This is a genomic window from Stenotrophomonas lactitubi, from assembly GCF_002803515.1.
GTDB lineage: Bacteria > Pseudomonadota > Gammaproteobacteria > Xanthomonadales > Xanthomonadaceae > Stenotrophomonas > Stenotrophomonas lactitubi.
The window spans coordinates 249,366-268,966 of the sequence record NZ_PHQX01000001.1 but is presented as its reverse complement, the minus strand read 5'-3'; the positions used below and the strand labels follow the sequence as shown (position 1 = coordinate 268,966).

General features: G+C 63.6%; 12 protein-coding genes and 4 tRNA genes. 1 reads left to right on the top strand and 15 read right to left on the bottom strand.

Translation table 11 applies throughout. The annotated features are described in order from the left end of the window. Positions 1–102: 102 nt before the first annotated feature. From rpoC to CR156_RS01090, 15 genes are all read right to left on the bottom strand, one after another. A complete protein-coding gene (rpoC, locus tag CR156_RS01165; protein WP_100551643.1) occupies positions 103–4,347 on the bottom strand; it encodes a DNA-directed RNA polymerase subunit beta' in 4,245 nt (1,414 codons plus the stop codon). Between the two features lie 89 nt (positions 4,348–4,436). Then, positions 4,437–8,591, bottom strand: a complete 4,155-nt coding sequence (gene rpoB / locus CR156_RS01160; RefSeq protein ID WP_100551642.1) for a DNA-directed RNA polymerase subunit beta — start codon at positions 8,589–8,591, stop codon at positions 4,437–4,439. A 326-nt stretch (positions 8,592–8,917) separates the two neighbouring features. After that, positions 8,918–9,283 (bottom strand): 50S ribosomal protein L7/L12, encoded by a 366-nt coding sequence (gene rplL / locus CR156_RS01155; protein WP_025879347.1) that lies wholly within the window; start codon positions 9,281–9,283, stop codon positions 8,918–8,920. Between the two features lie 63 nt (positions 9,284–9,346). Then, on the bottom strand, positions 9,347–9,883 hold the full coding sequence (gene rplJ, locus CR156_RS01150; protein WP_089238991.1) for a 50S ribosomal protein L10: 537 nt from the start codon (positions 9,881–9,883) through the stop codon (positions 9,347–9,349). Between the two features lie 388 nt (positions 9,884–10,271). After that, the gene (gene rplA, locus CR156_RS01140) at positions 10,272–10,970 is read right to left on the bottom strand and encodes a 50S ribosomal protein L1 (RefSeq protein ID WP_089238989.1); all 699 of its coding nucleotides are present in this window, start codon (positions 10,968–10,970) and stop codon (positions 10,272–10,274) included. Between the two features lie 4 nt (positions 10,971–10,974). After that, the gene (gene rplK / locus CR156_RS01135) at positions 10,975–11,403 is read right to left on the bottom strand and encodes a 50S ribosomal protein L11 (protein WP_004145248.1); all 429 of its coding nucleotides are present in this window, start codon (positions 11,401–11,403) and stop codon (positions 10,975–10,977) included. A 196-nt stretch (positions 11,404–11,599) separates the two neighbouring features. Further along, a complete protein-coding gene (gene nusG, locus CR156_RS01130; protein WP_025879350.1) occupies positions 11,600–12,160 on the bottom strand; it encodes a transcription termination/antitermination protein NusG in 561 nt (186 codons plus the stop codon). 10 nt (positions 12,161–12,170) lie between these two features. Then, positions 12,171–12,584, bottom strand: a complete 414-nt coding sequence (gene secE, locus CR156_RS01125) for a preprotein translocase subunit SecE (RefSeq protein WP_089238987.1) — start codon at positions 12,582–12,584, stop codon at positions 12,171–12,173. Between the two features lie 48 nt (positions 12,585–12,632). Beyond that, a tRNA-Trp gene (locus tag CR156_RS01120) sits at positions 12,633–12,708 on the bottom strand. Between the two features lie 101 nt (positions 12,709–12,809). Then, positions 12,810–14,000: an elongation factor Tu gene (gene tuf / locus CR156_RS01115; RefSeq protein WP_100551641.1), complete on the bottom strand. Its 1,191-nt coding sequence runs from the start codon at positions 13,998–14,000 to the stop codon at positions 12,810–12,812. A gap of 39 nt (positions 14,001–14,039) precedes the next feature. Continuing rightward, positions 14,040–14,115, bottom strand: a tRNA-Thr gene (locus CR156_RS01110). A 48-nt stretch (positions 14,116–14,163) separates the two neighbouring features. Further along, positions 14,164–14,237: transfer RNA gene (locus CR156_RS01105), tRNA-Gly, on the bottom strand. 26 nt (positions 14,238–14,263) lie between these two features. Continuing rightward, positions 14,264–14,349, bottom strand: a tRNA-Tyr gene (locus CR156_RS01100). 144 nt (positions 14,350–14,493) lie between these two features. Then, the gene (locus tag CR156_RS01095; RefSeq protein ID WP_100551640.1) at positions 14,494–15,504 is read right to left on the bottom strand and encodes an isoaspartyl peptidase/L-asparaginase family protein; all 1,011 of its coding nucleotides are present in this window, start codon (positions 15,502–15,504) and stop codon (positions 14,494–14,496) included. Positions 15,505–15,615: 111 nt separating this feature from the next. Continuing rightward, positions 15,616–16,635: a cyanophycinase gene (locus CR156_RS01090; RefSeq protein ID WP_100551639.1), complete on the bottom strand. Its 1,020-nt coding sequence runs from the start codon at positions 16,633–16,635 to the stop codon at positions 15,616–15,618. A gap of 170 nt (positions 16,636–16,805) precedes the next feature. Between CR156_RS01090 and CR156_RS01085 the strand changes: the two genes are divergently transcribed. Then, a complete protein-coding gene (locus CR156_RS01085; RefSeq protein ID WP_100551638.1) occupies positions 16,806–19,544 on the top strand; it encodes a TonB-dependent receptor plug domain-containing protein in 2,739 nt (912 codons plus the stop codon). Positions 19,545–19,601: the final 57 nt, after the last annotated feature.

Sequence of the window (19,601 nt, the reverse complement as noted above, 5' to 3'; positions counted from 1 at the left end):
CAGTTCCGGCCGGAACCGGTCCTGCGTGATGCTTGTCCGGCAGGGACCGGCCGATGGCCGTCCCCTGCCCGATCGAGGTCCGGCCGGAGCCGGACCCGCCGATCAATCCTCGGCCTGCTCGGCGTCGGTCGATTCCACCACCACTTCCGGCGCAGCCACGGCCACGACGGCCGGTGCAGCTACCGGGGTGCCCGACAGGGTCTGCATTTCCGAATCGGTCAGCCCGCTCGCGTTGCGGCGGCGGTTGGCGTGGTAGGACAGACCGGTACCGGCCGGGATCAGACGGCCGACGATCACGTTTTCCTTCAGGCCGCGCAGGTTGTCCTTGGTGCCGCGGACGGCAGCCTCGGTCAGCACACGGGTGGTTTCCTGGAAGGAAGCGGCCGAGATGAACGACTCGGTTGCCAGCGAGGCCTTGGTGATGCCCAGCAGGACCGGATCGAAACGAGCGATCAGCTCGTTGCGGGTGGTCAGGCGTGCATTTTCCTCGATGACGCGCTGGCGCTCGACCTGTTCGCCGTTCAGGAACTTGCTGCTGCCCTGATCGGTGATCTCGACCTTGCGCAGCATCTGGCGGGTGATCACCTCGATGTGCTTGTCGTTGATCTTCACGCCCTGCAGGCGGTACACGTCCTGGATTTCCTTGACCAGGTAGGCGGCCAGCGGCTCGACGCCCAGCAGACGCAGGATGTCCTGCGGGCTCGGCTCGCCGTCGACGATGGTTTCGCCCTTGGTCACGTGCTCACCTTCGAACACGATGACCTGACGGTACTTCGGAATCAGCTCTTCGTGTTCCGAACCATCGGTGTCCTTGATGATCAGGCGCTGCTTGCCCTTGGTGTCCTTGCCGAAGCTGATGATGCCCGAACGCTCGGCCAGCACCGCCGGATCCTTCGGCTTGCGCGCTTCGAACAGATCGGCCACGCGCGGCAGACCACCGGTGATGTCGCGGGTCTTGGACGCTTCCTGCGGGATCTTGGCAACCACGTCACCCACGCCGACGGCAGCGCCGTCCTGCAGGTTGACGATGGAGCGCGGCGGCAGCAGGTACTGCGCCGGCAGGTCGGTGCCCGGAATAGACAGGTCGTTGCCCTTGCCATCGACGATGCGGACGATCGGGCGCAGATCCTTCGCCTGGGCGCCGCGGCGCTTCGGGTCGGTGATTTCGCGCGACGCCAGGCCGGTCAGCTCATCGGTCTTCTCGATGACGGTGATGCCGTCGACGAAGTCGATGAAGCGGATGAAACCAGCCACTTCCGAAACGATCGGGTGGTTATGCGGATCCCAGTTGGCCACGGTCTGGCCAGCCTTGACCGCATCACCGTCCTTGGAGGTGATGGTTGCGCCGTACGGCAGCTTGTAACGCTCACGCTCACGGCCGTGCGCATCGAGCACCGACATTTCGCCCGAGCGCGACACCGCGACCAGCGAGCCGTTGGCATGGGAAACCGACTTGAGGTTGCTGAACTTGACCGAGCCGGTGGTCTTGACGGTGATGTTGTCGACCGCAGCAGCTCGCGATGCCGCACCACCGATGTGGAACGTACGCATCGTCAGCTGGGTACCCGGCTCACCGATGGACTGGGCGGCGATGACGCCGACTGCTTCACCGATGTTGACCAGGTGGCCACGGGCCAGATCGCGGCCGTAGCAGCGACCGCAGACGCCGAAGGCCGATTCGCAGGAGATCGTCGAGCGGACCTTGATGGTCTGCACGCTGGCCTCTTCAAGCTTGGCGACCCATGCTTCGTCCAGCAGGGTGTTGCGGGTGACGATCGGATCTTCGTCGTTGCCCGGCAGGAACACGTCCTCGGCAACCACGCGACCCAGCACGCGATCCTTCAACGGCTCGACCACGTCGCCGCCTTCAACGATCGGGGTCATGATCAGGCCTTCGGAGGTACCGCAGTCCACCTCGGTGATCACCACGTCCTGCGCCACGTCGACCAGACGACGGGTCAGGTAACCCGAGTTCGCGGTCTTCAGCGCGGTATCGGCCAGACCCTTACGGGCACCGTGGGTGGAGTTGAAGTACTCCTGCACGTTCAGGCCTTCGCGGAAGTTCGCCTTGATGGGCGTCTCGATGATCGAGCCATCGGGACGGGCCATCAGGCCACGCATGCCGGCCAGCTGACGGATCTGCGCCTGGCTGCCTCGCGCACCGGAGTCGGCCATGATGTACAGGGAGTTCATCGACTTCTGGTCGATGGTCTCGCCCTTGGCATTGATGACCTTCTCGGTACCGATGGTGTCCATCATCGCCTTGGCGATGCGCTCATTGGTGCGCGACCAGATGTCGACCACCTTGTTGTAGCGCTCGCCGGCGGTGACCAGGCCCGACTGGTACTGCTCCTGGATTTCCAGCACTTCGGCTTCGGCCTCGGTGAGGATGCCCTTCTTCTCGTCCGGGATCAGCATGTCGTCGATGCCGATCGAGACGCCGGCACGGGTCGCGTAGGCGAAGCCGGTGTACATCAGCTTGTCGGCGAACACGACCGTGTCCTTCAGACCCAGCTGACGGTAGCTGGAGTTGATCAGGCGGCTGATGTTCTTCTTGGTCAGCTCGGTGTTGGCCAGCGCGAACGGCAGGCCTTCCGGCAGGATTTCAGCCAGCAGGGCGCGACCGATGGTGGTATCCACGATCGAGGTCTTGCTCTGCTTGTTGCCTTCCTCGTCGGTCACCACCTCGGTGATGCGGACCTTGACGCGCGCGTGCAGTTCCACCACGCGGTTGTCGTAGGCGCGCTTGACTTCGGCGATGTTGGCGAAGGCCATGCCCTCGCCCTTCTTGTTTTCCAGCGAGCGGGTCATGTAGTACAGACCCAGCACGACGTCCTGCGACGGCACGATGATCGGCTCGCCGTTGGCCGGCGACAGGATGTTGTTGGTCGACATCATCAGCGCACGCGCTTCCAGCTGGGCTTCCAGCGAGAGCGGCACGTGGACGGCCATCTGGTCACCGTCGAAGTCGGCGTTGAACGCGGTGCAGACCAGCGGGTGCAGCTGGATGGCCTTGCCTTCGATCAGGACCGGCTCGAAGGCCTGGATGCCCAGACGGTGCAGGGTCGGCGCACGGTTCAGCATCACCGGATGCTCGCGGATGACCTCTTCCAGGATGTCCCAGACTTCGGCTTCTTCGCGCTCGACCAGCTTCTTGGCGGCCTTGATGGTGGTGGCCAGGCCACGACGCTGCAGCTTGGCGAACACGAACGGCTTGAACAGTTCGAGCGCCATCTTCTTCGGCAGGCCGCACTGGTGCAGGCGCAGGTACGGACCGACCACGATGACCGAACGGCCCGAGTAGTCGACGCGCTTGCCGAGCAGGTTCTGACGGAAGCGACCCTGCTTGCCCTTGATCATGTCGGCCAGCGACTTCAGCGGGCGCTTGTTGGTGCCGGTGATGGCACGGCCGCGACGGCCGTTGTCCAGCAGCGCATCGACCGATTCCTGCAGCATGCGCTTTTCATTGCGCACGATGATGTCCGGCGCGCTCAGTTCGAGCAGGCGGCGCAGGCGGTTGTTGCGGTTGATGACGCGGCGGTACAGGTCGTTCAGATCGGAGGTCGCGAAGCGGCCACCATCCAGCGGAACCAGCGGACGCAGGTCCGGCGGCAGCACCGGCAGGACGGTCATGACCATCCACTCCGGACGGTTGCCCGATTCCAGGAAGGCTTCGATCAGCTTGATGCGCTTGGTCAGTCGCTTGAGCTTGGTTTCCGAACCGGTGCTGGCGATCTCTTCGCGCAGGCGGGTCATTTCCGACTGCAGGTCGATGGTGCGCAGCAGTTCGTACACGGCCTCGGCGCCCATGGCGGCATCGAAGTCGTCACCGTGCTCCTGGCGGGCCTGCAGGTACTGTTCTTCGGTCAGCAGCTGGCGGCGCTCCAGGGCGGTCAGGCCCGGCTCGGTCACCACGTAGGCTTCGAAGTACAGCACGCGCTCGATATCGCGCAGGGTCATGTCCAGCATCAGGCCGATGCGCGACGGCAGCGACTTCAGGAACCAGATGTGCGCGACCGGCGAAGCCAGGTCGATGTGGCCCATGCGCTCACGACGCACCTTGGCCAGGGTCACTTCGGTGCCGCACTTCTCGCAGACCACGCCGCGGTGCTTCATGCGCTTGTACTTGCCGCACAGGCACTCGTAGTCCTTGACCGGTCCGAAGATGGCGGCGCAGAACAGGCCGTCACGTTCCGGCTTGAAGGTACGGTAGTTGATGGTTTCCGGCTTCTTCACTTCGCCGAAGGACCACGAACGGATCAGGTCCGGCGAAGCCAGCGCGATCTTGATCGCGTCGAAGTCCAGCGTCTGGCGCTGCTGGTTGAAGAGGTTGAGCAGGTCTTTCATGGTGTTCTCCAGAAGGAGGAATGCTGTGTCGATGGGCTTTCAGTTGACTGCCAGCGGCGCGGCGGCGTTGACCGCCGCGCCGGCATGGATCAGTTGTCTTCCAGTTCCATGTTGATGGCCAGCGAGCGGATTTCCTTCACAAGCACGTTGAAGGATTCCGGCATGCCAGCGACCATCTCGTGCTCACCGTCGACGATGTTCTTGTACATCTGGTTGCGGCCCTGCACGTCATCGGACTTCACCGTCAGCATTTCCTGCAGGGTGTAGGCCGCGCCGTAGGCTTCCAGCGCCCAGACTTCCATTTCACCGAAGCGCTGGCCGCCGAACTGCGCCTTGCCGCCCAGCGGCTGCTGGGTGACGAGCGAGTACGGACCGGTCGAACGGGCGTGCATCTTGTCGTCGACCAGGTGGTTCAGCTTCAGGTAGTGCATGTAGCCCACGGTGGTGTGGCGATCGAAGGCTTCACCGGTGCGGCCGTCATACAGCTGGGTCTGGCCACTGCTCGGCAGGTCGGCCAGTTCCAGCATGCGCTTGATTTCCGCTTCGGTGGCGCCGTCGAACACCGGGGTGGCCATCGGCACGCCGTCGAACAGGTTGCGGGCCAGGCGCAGCAGTTCCTCGTCGCTGAACTGCGACAGGTCGACACGGTTGGCCACGTTGGTGTCATCGTGGTTGTAGATGTCGTCCAGGAACTTGCGCAGGTCGGCGACCGCCGCCTGGGCTTCCAGCATCGCCTGGATCTTGCGACCCAGACCCTTGGCAGCCCAGCCCAGGTGCACTTCCAGGATCTGCCCGATGTTCATACGCGACGGCACGCCCAGCGGGTTCAGCACGATGTCCACGGTTTCGCCCGAGGCCATGTACGGCATGTCCTCGACCGGCACCACGTTGGACACCACACCCTTGTTGCCGTGGCGGCCTGCCATCTTGTCGCCCGGCTGGATGCGGCGCTTCACGGCCAGGAACACCTTGACCATCTTCAGCACGCCCGGAGCCAGGTCGTCGCCGGCGGTGATCTTGCCGCGCTTGTCGGCGAAGCGACGCTCGAATTCCTTCTCGTGCGCCTGGATCTGCTTCTGTGCGCGTTCGATGGCTTCGGCAGCGTCCTCGTCCTTCATGCGCAGCACGAACCAGTCGGCCTTCTTCAGGCCATCCAGGTAGGCGTCGGAGATGACGTCGCCCTTCTTCAGGCCAGCGCCACCGTTGACCACCTTGCCCACGATCTGCGAACGCAGACGCATGTAGATGGCTGCTTCCAGGATGCGGAACTGGTCGTCGAAGTCCTTCTTGACGCGCTTGATTTCAGATTCTTCGATCTGACGAGCGCGCTTGTCCTTCTCGATGCCATCGCGGGTGAAGACCTGCACGTCGATGACGGTGCCGTCCATGCCCGGCGGCACGCGCAGCGAGCTGTCCTTCACGTCCGAAGCCTTCTCGCCGAAGATCGCGCGCAGCAGCTTCTCTTCCGGGGTCAGCTGGCTTTCGCCCTTCGGGGTGACCTTGCCGACCATGATGTCACCAGCGCGGACTTCGGCACCGATGTACACCACGCCGCTCTCGTCCAGACGGTTCAGCGCCTGCTCGGAAACGTTCGGGATGTCGGCGGAGATTTCCTCCGGCCCCAGCTTGGTGTCACGCGCAACGCAGGTCAGCTCTTCGATGTGGATCGTGGTGTAGCGATCCTCTTCCACCACGCGCTCGGAGAGCAGGATGGAGTCTTCGAAGTTGTAGCCGTTCCACGGCATGAAGGCGATCAGCATGTTCTGGCCCAGGGCCAGTTCACCGATGTCGGTGGACGGACCGTCAGCCAGCACGTCGCCACGCGCCACCACGTCGCCCACTTCCACCAGCGGACGCTGGTTGATGCAGGTGTTCTGGTTGGAGCGGGTGTACTTGATCAGGTTGTAGATGTCGACGCCGGCATCGGTCGCGTCGGTGATTTCCACTTCGTTGACCTTGACCACGATGCGGGCGGCATCGATCTGCACGATCTCGCCACCACGACGGGCATTCACGGTCACGCCCGAGTCACGCGCCACGGCGCGCTCGATGCCGGTACCGACCAGCGGCTTCTGCGCACGCAGAGTCGGCACAGCCTGACGCTGCATGTTCGCGCCCATCAGTGCGCGGTTGGCGTCATCGTGCTCCAGGAACGGAACCAGCGCAGCCGCGATCGACACGGTCTGCATCGGCGAGACGTCCATGAAGTGGACTTCCGCCGGCGGCTTCAGCAGCGATTCGCCCTGGTAACGGCAGGGAACGAACTGCTCGGTCAGCACGCTGTTGGCATCGGTCAGGGCGTTGGCCTGGGCGATGACGTACTCGTTTTCTTCGATGGCCGACAGGAACTCGACTTCGTCGAAGACCTTGCCGTCCACGACCTTGCGGTACGGGGTCTCGAGGAAACCGTACTGGTTGGTGCGTGCGTACACGGCCAGCGAGTTGATCAGGCCGATGTTCGGGCCTTCCGGCGTTTCGATGGTGCAGACGCGGCCGTAATGGGTCGGGTGCACGTCGCGCACTTCGAAGCCGGCGCGCTCACGGGTCAGGCCGCCCGGGCCCAGGGCCGAGACGCGACGCTTGTGGGTCACTTCCGACAGCGGGTTGTTCTGATCCATGAACTGCGACAGCTGCGAGGAGCCGAAGAATTCCTTGATCGCCGCAGCCACCGGCTTGGCGTTGATCAGCTCCTGCGGGGTCAGGCCTTCCGACTCTGCCATCGACAGGCGTTCCTTGACCGCGCGCTCGACGCGGACCAGGCCCACGCGGAACACGTTCTCGGCCATTTCACCGACCGAACGCACGCGACGGTTGCCCAGGTGATCGATGTCATCGACCACGCCACGACCGTTGCGGATCTCGGTCAGGACCTTGATCACTTCCAGGATGTCCGAGCTGTCGCCGTGGGCGGCAACCAGGCGCTTGGACTCTTCGTCGTTGCGCTCGCCGTAGTACTTGCGGTCGTACAGCACGGCTTCGCCGGTGGTTTCCTTGCGGCCCACGCGACGGTTGAACTTCATGCGGCCGACTGCAGACAGGTCGTAGCGCTCGAAGGTGAAGAACAGGTTGTGGAACAGGTTCTGCGCAGCATCCTTGGTCGGCGGCTCGCCCGGACGCATCATGCGGTAGATCTCGACCAGGGCTTCCAGCTGGGTCTTGGTCGGATCGATGCGCAGGGTGTTGGACAGGTACGGGCCACGATCCAGGTCGTTCACCCACAGGGTGCCCACTGCATCGACGCCGGCCTTGCGGAAGTTCTGCAGCTGCTCGTCGGTGATTTCGTCGTTGGCCTGGGCCAGCAGTTCACCGGTCGAGGCATCGACCACGTCGTGCGACAGGATGCGGCCGACGATGTAGTCGTCCGGCACGGCCAGGGCGGCGATGCCCGAGGCTTCCAGCTGCTTGATGTGGCGCGCGGTGATGCGCTTGCCGGCTTCCACGATGACCTTGTCGCCATCGGCGAGGTCGAAGCCCAGGGTTTCGCCGCGCAGGCGCTCCGGCACCAGCTCCAGCTGGACGCCTTCATCCGGGTTGATGTGGAAGGTGTTGATCTCGAAGAACTCGGCCAGCATCTCTTCGTTGCTGTAGCCAAGCGCACGCAGCAGGATCGACACCGGCAGCTTGCGGCGACGGTCGATACGGGTGAACAGCGCGTCCTTCGGGTCGAACTCGAAGTCCAGCCAGGAGCCGCGGTAAGGAATGATGCGGGCGCTGTACAGCAGCTTGCCCGAGCTGTGGGTCTTGCCACGGTCGTGGTCGAAGAACACGCCCGGCGAGCGGTGCAGCTGCGAGACGATGACGCGCTCGGTGCCGTTGACGATGAAGGTGCCGTTGTCGGTCATCAGCGGGATTTCGCCGAGGTAGACCTCCTGCTCCTTCACGTACTTGATGGCCTTGGTCGACGACTCGCGGTCGTAGATCACCAGGCGCACGGTCACGCGCAGCGGCGCACCGTAGCTCATGCCACGCTGACGGCACTCACGCTCGTCGAAGACCGGATCGCCCAGCTTGTAGCCGACGTATTCCAGAGCAGCATTGCCGCTGTAGCTGGCGATCGGGAAGACCGACTTCAGTGCAGCGTGCAGGCCGTGGTCCGTGCGCTTGGCCGGATCGACGTTTTCCTGCAGGAATTCACGGTAGGAATCCACCTGGATGGCGAGCAGGAACGGCACTTCGAGAATCGAACGCTGCTTGCCGAAATCCTTGCGGATACGCTTTTTTTCGGTGAACGAATAGGACGTCATGAGGTCTTCCACCTTGTTGTGCGAGTCGTGCGCCCACGACCCGAAGGGAACTTGAAATTGTCAGTTGGAAGTCGCTGGTATTGCCGGCACCAGCACGCCTTCTCCCGCTACTTCCAACTGCCAACTCGTCTGCATCCACTCCCCCGCCGCCGCGCTTTGCGCTGGCCGACCAGGGTTTGACCGCAGCCCGTGTTGGGCTTTTTCACCGTATTTCCGTAGAACCGCGCCACGATTGGCTGGCCCTACAACAACGACCAAAGGCCGGGGACTTACGCCCCCAGCCTTGGCTGCATCGCCGGATTTCGATGGCGACGCAATGGAAGTGCTTACTTGACTTCGACAGTCGCGCCAGCAGCTTCCAGGTCCTTCTTCATCTTCTCGGCTTCGTCCTTCGAAGCGTTGTCCTTCAGGACGCCGCCGGCTTCGGCCAGGTCCTTCGCTTCCTTCAGGCCCAGGCCGGTGATGGCGCGGACGGCCTTGATGACTTCGACCTTCTTGTCGCCAGCGGTCTTCAGGGTGACGACGAATTCGGTCTGCTCTTCAACGACGGCAGCCGGGCCAGCCACAGCAGCGGCGACCGGAGCAGCGGCGGAGACGCCGAACTTCTCTTCGATGGCCTTGACCAGCTCCATCACTTCCATCAGGGACTTCTCGGCGATGGCGTCGACGATCTGTTCGTTGGTAAGGGACATGATAATTACCTTTGGATGTTTTTCTGGATTGAGGTTCCGTCAGGAACCACGATTAGTCGAAACTCAGGCGGTCTCGGCGGCCGGTTCAGCAGCGTCGGCGGCGACGTCGCCACCATTCTGCTTGTCGCCGATTGCCTTGATGGCGCGGGCGAACATCGTGACCGGCTCGGTCAGGACGCGTGCCAGCATTGCCAGGGCCTGGTCGCGGGTCGGCAGCGAGGCCAACACGTCGACATGGCTTGCCGGGAACACTTCGCCGCCGATGGCGACGACCTTGGCCTGCAGCTTGTCGTTGCCCTTGGCGGCATCCTTGATCAGGCGACCGGCAGCGCCGGGCTCCTCAAGCGAGAACGCGTACAGCAGCGGACCAACGAGCTTGTCCTGTGCACATGCGAACTCGGTGCCTTCAACAGCACGCGACGCCAGGGTGTTCTTGACAACTTTCAAGAAAACGCCGGTTTCACGAGCCTGCTTACGCATCGCGGTCATCTGAGCGACCGTGGTGCCAGCGTATTCGGCTGCGATCAAGGAGTGGGCCTTGGCGGCGATGTCTGCCAGCTCCGCGACTACTTCTTGCTTCTGGGACAGATTGAGAGCCATTGCACTCCTCCGATTGAACTCCGCTTACGGCTCCTGCCGTGTGCGGTCCTGTGCGGCATCCGTCCTGGACGCCGGGAACATCGGAATGATGTTCCGGGGGGTGGGCCGTTCTAGACCTGGAGTGGGCCAACCTGGGTAACCCCAGACGTGCGTGAACCAGAAAAACTCCAGAAGGGCACCATCTACGCAGGGTGATTCCGGGGAATCGATTAAGCGTTCGTGGCTGCTCCGGCGGCGACTCCCTGCCAAATCGAGCTTCCGTGCCCGTCGCCGGCATACCACGACCGCACCTGCGGTCTTTGACGGCTACCACCGGCGATGGGTTGCCGGCGATGCCTTCAAATGTCACGACCGCGGGACCCGAGGGACCCGCGATCGCTTGAAACGATTACTTCAGGCTCAGCGACGACTGGTCGACGGTGACGCCCGGGCCCATCGTCGAGCTGACCGACACCTTCTGCAGGTACAGGCCCTTCGAGGTGGCCGGCTTGGCCTTGATCAGGTCCAGCAGCAGCGCGGTCAGGTTCGACTTCAGCGCGTCTTCGGCGAAGTCGGCCTTGCCGATGGTGCAGTGGATGATGCCGGCCTTGTCGGTGCGGTAACGCACCTGACCCGACTTGGCATTCTTCACAGCCTCACCCGGGTTCGGGGAGACGGTGCCGACCTTCGGGTTCGGCATCAGGCCGCGCGGGCCCAGCACGGTACCCAGCTTACCGACGACGCGCATTGCGTCCGGGGTCGCGATCACGACGTCGTAGTTCAGATCGCCGGCCTGCATCTTCTCGGCCAGGTCGTCCATACCGACGGCTTCGGCACCAGCGGCCAGGGCTTCATCAGCCTTGGCACCGGCCGGAGCGAAGACAGCGACGCGGACCGACTTGCCGGTACCAGCCGGCAGCACGGTGGAGCCACGGACCTGCTGGTCGGACTTCTTCGCGTCGACGCCCAGGCGCACAGCAACGTCGATCGACTCGACGAACTTGGCCTTGGTGGCGGTCTTCAGGATGTTGATTGCGTCCTCGAAGGCATACGCCTTACCCGGGACAACGGCGGCCTTGATGGCCTTTTCGCGCTTGTTCTGTGCCATCTGATTAACCCTCCACCACGAGGCCCATGGAACGGGCAGAGCCAGCGATGGTACGCACGGCGGCGTCCAGGTCGGCGGCAGTCAGATCCGGTTCCTTCGCCTTGGCGATCTCTTCCAGCTGCTTACGGGTGACCTTGCCGACCTTCTCGGTGTTCGGGCGCTTGGAGCCCGACGAGATGCCAGCGGCCTTCTTCAGCAGCGTGGTGGCCGGAGTGCTCTTGGTGATGAAGGTGAACGTACGGTCCGAATAGGCCGTGATGATCACCGGAACCGGCAGACCCGGCTCGAGCTTCTGCGTGGCGGCATTGAAGGCCTTGCAGAATTCCATGATGTTCAGGCCGCGCTGACCCAGCGCAGGACCGACCGGCGGCGAGGGGTTGGCCTGACCGGCCTTCACCTGCAGCTTGATATAACCGACAACTTTCTTTGCCATGTGAGTACTCTCCGGGTGCTAGCGCCTTGCGACAACAGGCTCCCCATCGGACCGGGAATCACGCGTCCCGGCATCGCGTTTTGAAATCATGCCGAAGGCCACCTTTCGGTGGCCTCGTCCCGCCAGCTTCCCAACGGGAGCCGCGCAGCATATCAGGTTTTTTCTTCACATGCCTGAAGCGGCATGTGAATACAGATCAGACGGCCTTTTCGACCTGACCGAACTCGAGCTCGACCGGGGTGGCGCGACCGAAGATCAGCACCGAGACGCGCAGACGGCTCTTCTCGTAGTTGACTTCTTCGACGACACCGTTGAAGTCGTTGAACGGACCCTCGGTGACGCGGACCATCTGGCCCGGCTCGAACAGCACCTTCGGACGCGGCTTCTCGACGCCTTCCTGGACACGGTTCAGGATCGCTTCGGCCTCGGAATCTGCGATCGGCAGCGGACGATCGGCGGTTCCGCCGATGAAGCCCATGACGCGCGGGGTTTCCTTGACCAGGTGCCAGCTTTCGTTGTCGATGCGCGGAATACCCGCTTCTTCGTGGGTCTCGATCTGGACCAGCACGTAACCCGGGAAGAACTTGCGCTCGGAACGGCGCTTCTGGCCGGCGCGCATTTCGATCACTTCCTCGGTCGGAACCAGGACGTCGCCGAAGCGCTCTTCCATGCCGTCACGGACGATGCGATCGCGCAGAGCCTGCGCCACCGACTTCTCGAAGCCCGAATAGGCGTGAACGACGTACCAACGCTTCATGCATTTCTCCTTAGCGGCTCAGGAACCACTGAGTCAGTTTCTGGATGAAGAAGTCGAACCCACCCAGCAGCAAGCTGAGGATCAGGACGACGACAATCACCACCCAGGTCATGCGAATGGCTTCCTGACGGGTCGGCCAAACCACTTTACGCAGTTCGAAACGCGACTCGGAGAGGAATTCGCGGGTGTCGCGCCCCTTGCCGGTCAGCATGAACACGCCGATACCGCCAACCAGGCCGACCACGACCGCCAACGCACGCAGCTGACCCGCCCACGTGCCCAGCTGGGCAGCGCGACCGGAGTCGGCGGAGAACCAGAACCAGACGAACAGACCTGCCAGCACCAGCAACGATGCGAGGACGTACTTGACGATATCCCCGCCTTGCGCGGAGGTGTCCTTGGAATGTTCGATCTTGCTATTCATCAGGCTGTGTCTGCTTTAGCGGCAGGGCCGCTGGGTAAGGTGGGCAGATGGCACGCCAGGAGGGACTCGAACCCCCAACCTGCGGTTTTGGAGACCGCTGCTCTGCCAATTGAGCTACTGGCGTACGTAGAAAACTTGCCTTCCCTTAGACGGCGAAGGCGGACCGAGGTTCCCGGCCCGCCACTCGCCAGACCGGCAGCGCTATGCGACCGCCGGCATGCAGGCTTACTCGAGGATGTTGGCAACCACGCCAGCACCGACGGTACGGCCACCTTCGCGGATTGCGAAGCGCAGGCCGGCGTCCATGGCGACCGGGTTGATCAGGGTGACAACCATCTTGATGTTGTCGCCCGGCATCACCATCTCGACGCCTTCCGGCAGCTCGACCGCACCGGTGATGTCGGTGGTACGGAAGTAGAACTGCGGACGGTAGCCCTTGAAGAACGGGGTGTGACGGCCGCCTTCGTCCTTCGACAGGACGTAGACTTCGGCGTCGAACTTGGTGTGCGGCTTGATCGAACCCGGCTTGGCCAGAACCTGGCCACGCTCGACGTCGTCACGCTTGGTGCCGCGCAGCAGCAGACCGGCGTTGTCGCCTGCCTGACCCTGGTCCAGCAACTTGCGGAACATTTCCACGCCGGTCACGGTGGTCTTCTGCACCGGACGGATGCCGACGATTTCGATTTCTTCGCCGACCTTGATCACGCCGCGCTCGATACGACCGGTCACCACGGTGCCGCGGCCCGAGATCGAGAACACGTCTTCGACCGGCATCAGGAATGCCTTGTCGACGTCACGCTCCGGGGTCGGAATCCAGGTGTCCAGCGCCTCGACCAGCTTGATGACGGCCGGCACGCCGATGTCGCTCTGGTCGCCTTCCAGCGCCAGACGGGCCGAACCCGAGATGATCGGGGTGTCGTCGCCCGGGAAGTCGTACTTGCTCAGCAGCTCGCGGACTTCCATTTCGACCAGTTCCAGCAGCTCGGCATCGTCAACCATGTCGGCCTTGTTCAGGAACACGACGATGTACGGCACGCCGACCTGACGCGACAGCAGGATGTGCTCGCGGGTCTGCGGCATCGGGCCGTCAGCGGCCGAGCACACCAGGATCGCGCCGTCCATCTGGGCAGCGCCGGTGATCATGTTCTTGACGTAGTCAGCATGGCCCGGGCAATCGACGTGTGCGTAATGACGATTGACGGATTCGTATTCGACGTGCGCGGTCGAGATCGTGATGCCACGTGCCTTTTCTTCCGGCGCGGCGTCGATCGCGGAGTAATCCTTGAACTCGCCACCGAAGCGCTCTGCACCGATCTTGGTCAGTGCGGCGGTCAGCGTGGTCTTGCCGTGGTCGACGTGACCGATGGTGCCGACGTTGACGTGCGGCTTGGTGCGCTCGAACTTACCCTTGGCCATGGCTGCTTATCTCGAATTCGTCTGGTGTGGTGCTGAAGATGGTGCTCACAAAAGGAATCGAACCTTCGACCTCTTCCTTACCAAGGAAGTGCTCTACCGACTGAGCTATGTGAGCGAGTTTTGCATTATGGCATGAACTCGATAATATTCAAAGTTCACTCAATGGAGCGGGAGACGGGGATCGAACCCGCACCATCAGCTTGGAAGGCTGAGGTTCTACCATTGAACTACTCCCGCACCGGGAATGTGCCACAACGTGAAGCTGGTGGAGGGAGGTGGATTCGAACCACCGAAGGCGTAAGCCAGCAGATTTACAGTCTGCCCCCGTTGGCCGCTTGGGTATCCCTCCTTTTACCACCCCGTCCCGTGCCGCCGAAGCGTTGCGGTGTGTGGTGGTGAGCCCGCAATTCTGGAGATGAAGCGGGGGTCTGTCAACGCTTTTTTTCACTTTTTTTCACGCGCGTCGCAAACCCCTTGATACGCAAGGGTCTGCTCAGGGCAGTGCGATTGTCTCGTCGGCAAAGATGGCCACATGGGCAACGCCATCGGCCCCGATCCAGCCCCGATACATGCCCTGGGTGTTGAACGGCGTTGCAGCTTTTCCGTCTGCGGAGAGCACGATCGCCCCGCCGTCGCCGCCCATCTGCGGAATCGCGTCGTTGATCACGCCCTTGCCCGCCTGTTCCGGCGATTGAGCGAGGTAACGCATGCGCGCGCAGATCTCATGGGCTGCCGCGGTGCGGATGTAGTACTCGCCCCAACCCGTACCCGACACCGCACAACGCGCATCAGCCCAGGTGCCGGCACCGATGATCGGGGAATCACCGACACGTCCGTAGCGCTTGTTGGTCATGCCGCCGGTGGAAGTGCCTGCAGCAAGATGCCCCTGTGCATCCAGGGCGACCGCACCGACCGTGCCGAAGTGCTTTGCGGTTTCCAGGTCGGCATGCGCTTGCCCGCTCGCCTCTTCCTTCAATGCACGCTGCAGCTGCTGCCATCGCTTGTCGGTGCGGAAGTAGGCGGGGTCGACCAGGGTCACGCCCTGTTCGGTGGCAAAGGCTTCGGCGCCCTGCCCCACCATCATCACGTGCCTGGACTTCTGCATCACCGTCTGCGCGAGGAGGATCGGGTTGCGCACGCGCTGCACGCCGGCCACTGCGCCGGCTGCCTGGGTGGCGCCATCCATGACCGCCGCGTCCAGTTCATTGCGGCCCTCATGGGTGAACACAGCGCCCTTGCCCGCGTTGAAGGTCGGATCATCCTCGAGCACGGTGATCGCAGCAGTGACCGCCGCCAATGCTGGACGCCCGGCTGCAAGTTCGGCATGGCCCTTCAGCAATGCCGCCTTCAGCGCAGCGCGCGCGGCCTGTTCTTCCGCCGCAGAGAGATCCTTGCGCTCCACGCCGGCACCGCCGTGGATGACCAGCAGCGGTGATGCCGCGGGTGCGGCCTGGGCCAGCAGTGGCAGGGACAACAGCGCGGACAGCGCCAGGCGCAGTTTCATGGAAGCAGATCTCCAGCAGGAAAGGGATTGGATTGCACGGTAGCGCCGGGCCATGCCCGGTGGAAGGCACAGCGCCGCGGCATCCGCCGGGCATGGCCCGGCGCTACCGGATCATTGGCGGATGACTTCAATCTCGCCGTCGCTGATGTCAGCCAAGGCCTCGTAGGCCGCCTCGGCCTGCAGGTCGTCCAGGCGCATGCGACTGCCGCTGGCAACCACGGTGACCGGCACCGCGTGGAAGCGCAGGGGTTCACCTTCCACCAGCCGGTCGGCATCGCGTCCGGGGCTGACCACCCAGACCTTGCCTTCGCCGTCGGCGCTGTAGACCTGGGCCTGGCCATCAGGCTCCACGCACAGGGCCGTATCTTCGTCGACGCCGATGCCGACCATGTCCGGGTCACCACTGTCATGCGCGGCGCGGGCCACGAACACGATCAGGCGGCCGAGACGGTCGCGCTTGTCGAAGTGGGTGTCGGTGACCACCCGCTGCAGGTAGGGCAACTGCAGGAAGCCGCGGTCCAGGGTCACGGCCTCGCCCATCGGGTCGGCCATGGCGCTGGCCGAATCGATGCTGCCGCCATCCAGCGCGCCATAGGCGTAGCCGCCGAGGATGGCCAGCCCGGCGCTGGTACCGGCAATCGGCTTGCCGGCGCGCACGTGGGCATTCAGCGCGCGATTGAGCGCGGTGCCCTTCCAGAAGCGGATGTAGCGGGACTGATCACCGCCGGCGATGAAGATCGCATCGGCCGCAGCCACGACCCGCAGCACAGCCGGGTCGTCGGCACCGCGGCGGTTGTCGAACACCAGGGTCTGCACTGCGGTAGTACCGCCAATCTCCCGGTACAGACGGTCCTGCAGCTCATCGGTGCCGGAGGCGCGCAGGATCAGCACACGGCCATTGCCGGCCTGGCGCAGCCACCACTGGAAGGCTTCAGGCACCCATTCGCCGCCCCCCATCAGCATAATCGCAGGGGCTCGCGGACCGGGCCGCGGCGCATCCAGATCACCCACTTCGTAATAGGCGAAGCCGGGGTCCATCAGTTCCTGTGCCGCCACAGGCGATGTCCAGCAGAGCGCCGACAGCACCAAGGCGAGGAGCGGGCCACGCAGCCCGTAGCGAAGGCGTCGCATCTTGATCTCCCTGAACAAAAACGACTTGCAACCGTTTTCACTCTTTGCCAGACATATCCCCAGTAGTCAAGGACATAAAAAAGGCGTTAAATGCGCGCGCCCATTCCTGAAATGTGAATGGGGGACAGGGCCCCTCCTCTGCGGGCCGGCATTACTTCCGAGAATTTCTCATGCGTAGACAGGCGATGGCGTGGTCGATCCAGCTGGCGTTGATGGGCGTTGCTGCTTCGGCGGCGGCGCAGACTCCCGCTTCCTCTTCGGTACAACAGCTGGATGTGGTGCAGGTGACCGGCTCACGCATCCCGCGCGCCCAGGTGGAAGGACCGGCGCCGATCACTGTCATCAACGCAGAGCAGATCCGCTCCAGCGGCTTCACCACCGTGCCGGACGTGCTGCGCGCGATGACCCAGAACGGCGGTGAGACGCAGAGCCAGCAGTCCTCCGGTGGCGCCGACTTCTCGCCGGGTGCGCAGCAGGTCGACCTGCGTGGGCTGGGGCCGAACCACACCCTGGTGCTGGTCAACGGCCGTCGCATCGCCGACTTCCCGATGCCGTTCAAGGGCCGCAGCAACTTCACCGATGTGTCCAACATTCCGCTGGGCATGATCGACCGCATTGAAGTGCTGACCGGCAGCGCGTCGGCGATCTACGGTTCGGATGCGATCGCCGGCGTGGTCAATTTCATCCTGAAGAAGAAGGCCGATGGCACCACCATCGACATGCGCATGGGCACCACCACCGAAGGCGGTGGCGAGTCGTTCGACATGAGCCTGGCCAGCGGCTTCAGCAGCGGCAACTTCAACGCGGTGTACAGCGTCGAACTGCAGTCGCAGACGCCGCTGTGGGCCTACGACCGCGACATCCAGGACTCGACCCAGGACGGCCCGACCGAAGGCGCGCGCATCGCCCGTCGTTCCTACCTGCGCACCGACTACAACGATGACTACCTGGACCCGGGCGCAGCGACCTGTGATGCACTGTCGGCGCAGAACCAGGGCAGCACCTACCGCGCGTTCCGCCCGCGCTACGGCTACTACTGCGGCAGCGACAGCGCGATTGGCTACGGCACGATCCTCAGCAAGCGTCGCGGTGCCAACGGCTATGCCTCGCTCAGCTACGACTTCGACAACGGCCAGCAGTGGTTCGCCGACGTGCAGCTGGGCTACCACACGATGTCGCTGATGCGCGATGTCACCAAGTGGGGCCGCATGGCCGCCGACGGCGACGAGTCGGGTTACTTCAACAATGAAGCGACCGGCGAGATCGAGTTCTGGCAGCGCCAGTTCTCGCCCGAGGAAATGGGTGGGCTGGACAATGCAATGGTGCGCAGCACGCAGAAGACCTTCAGCGTGACCACCGGCTTCAAGGGCAACCTGACCGGCAGCTGGGACTACGAAGCGTCACTGAGCCATTCGCAATACCAGTCGCGGATCAGCTGGGCGCAGATCATCGCGTCCAAGGCCAACGACCTCTTCCTGGGCCCGCAGCTGGGCGAGGACGATGACGGCTTCCCGATCTACAACGCCGATCCGTCGCGCCTGTACCGGCCGCTGACCCGTGCCGAGTACGATTCGATCGCCGCACGCACCACCTATACGCCGAAGTCGCGCACCGAGACGGCGGCGCTGACGCTGACCAATGGTTCGCTGTTCACCCTGCCCGGTGGCGATGCCGGCTTTGCCGCGACGGTGGAAGTGGGCCAGCAGGCCTATGCGCTCAATCCCGATCCGCTGGCGACGGGCTATTACTACTACAGCTGGAAGGATTCGGACGGCAAGGGGTCGCGCAACCGCTGGGCGACCGCCGCCGAGCTGCGCATGCCGCTGCATGAAACGGTCAACCTGAGCGTGGCCGGCCGTTACGACCAGTACCGCTATTCGGGCCACACCATCGGCAAGGCAACCTGGAGCGGCGGCCTGGAATGGCGTCCGATCGACACGCTGCTGGTGCGCGGCTCGTACGGCACCGCGTTCCGCGCACCGGACCTGCACTACGTGTTCGCCGGCCCGGGCAACGACGAGACCAGCGCGGAAGATCTGTACAACTGCCGCGCCGATGCCGCCGATGATTGCGCCGATTACGAGCGCAACGTGATCCGCAGCCGCAGTGGCAACCGCGAGCTGGACCCGGAAACCAGCACCTCCTGGAGCGCTGGCTTCGTGTGGTCGCCGGCCGCCGGCCTGGACCTGTCGGCCGACTGGTTCAACATCGACATGCGCGACCAGGTGCAGGACATGGACGTGCGCACGATCCTGGCCAGCGAAGCGAACTGCCGGCTGGGCAGCGCCGACATCGGTTCGCCGACCTGCGTGGACGCCCTGGCCCGCATCACCCGCACTGCCGATGGCCGCCTGTATGGCGTGCATGTGAACCCGATCAACGTTGCGCGCGAGTCCACCTCCGGCGTCGACGTCGGCCTGCGCTACCGCCTGCAGACCGGCATCGGCGACTTCATCTTCAATGGCACCCACACCTGGGTGAAGAAGCATGACTTCCAGCGCTATGCCGGTGATGTGACCGAAGACCAGTTCGCGATCAACAGTGGCTTTGATATTCCCCGCACCAAGACCAGTGTCAGCGTGACCTGGGAGAAGGATGCGTGGTCGGCCACCGTGTACGGCTCGCGCCTGGGCAAGCTGCCAACCTCGGACAGCTACGACCAGGTGTTCGACGAGGAAAGCGGCGACAGCCCGTGGATCAAGGCAACCTACCGCTACAACGCCTCGCTGCAGTACCGCTTCGACGATCACTCGCGGTTGTCGCTGTCGGTGGTCAATGTGTTCAACAAGATGCCGCCGAAGGACAAGACCTATACGGCGTACCCGTACTACGACGTGTCCTGGTTCGACAGCGTCGGCCGCACCATCAACCTGCAGTACACGCACAAGTTCGGCGGCAGCGCGCTGTAAGGGCGCCCCTGCTGGCTGCACGATACAGACCCCCGCTTCGGCGGGGGTCTTTTTTTT

What these genes read in the sequence shown, in the direction of transcription:
- nusG (WP_025879350.1), bottom strand. Translation starts at nt 12,160, where the DNA reads ATGAAGCGTTGGTACGTCGTTCACGCCTATTCGGGCTTCGAGAAGTCG.
- CR156_RS01090 (WP_100551639.1), bottom strand. Translation starts at nt 16,635, where the DNA reads ATGCGACGCCTTCGCTACGGGCTGCGTGGCCCGCTCCTCGCCTTGGTG.
- CR156_RS01085 (WP_100551638.1), top strand. Translation starts at nt 16,806, where the DNA reads ATGCGTAGACAGGCGATGGCGTGGTCGATCCAGCTGGCGTTGATGGGC.
- secE (WP_089238987.1), bottom strand. Translation starts at nt 12,584, where the DNA reads ATGAATAGCAAGATCGAACATTCCAAGGACACCTCCGCGCAAGGCGGG.
- CR156_RS01095 (WP_100551640.1), bottom strand. Translation starts at nt 15,504, where the DNA reads ATGAAACTGCGCCTGGCGCTGTCCGCGCTGTTGTCCCTGCCACTGCTG.
- rplK (WP_004145248.1), bottom strand. Translation starts at nt 11,403, where the DNA reads ATGGCAAAGAAAGTTGTCGGTTATATCAAGCTGCAGGTGAAGGCCGGT.
- rpoB (WP_100551642.1), bottom strand. Translation starts at nt 8,591, where the DNA reads ATGACGTCCTATTCGTTCACCGAAAAAAAGCGTATCCGCAAGGATTTC.
- rplA (WP_089238989.1), bottom strand. Translation starts at nt 10,970, where the DNA reads ATGGCACAGAACAAGCGCGAAAAGGCCATCAAGGCCGCCGTTGTCCCG.
- rplL (WP_025879347.1), bottom strand. Translation starts at nt 9,283, where the DNA reads ATGTCCCTTACCAACGAACAGATCGTCGACGCCATCGCCGAGAAGTCC.
- rplJ (WP_089238991.1), bottom strand. Translation starts at nt 9,883, where the DNA reads ATGGCTCTCAATCTGTCCCAGAAGCAAGAAGTAGTCGCGGAGCTGGCA.
- rpoC (WP_100551643.1), bottom strand. Translation starts at nt 4,347, where the DNA reads ATGAAAGACCTGCTCAACCTCTTCAACCAGCAGCGCCAGACGCTGGAC.
- tuf (WP_100551641.1), bottom strand. Translation starts at nt 14,000, where the DNA reads ATGGCCAAGGGTAAGTTCGAGCGCACCAAGCCGCACGTCAACGTCGGC.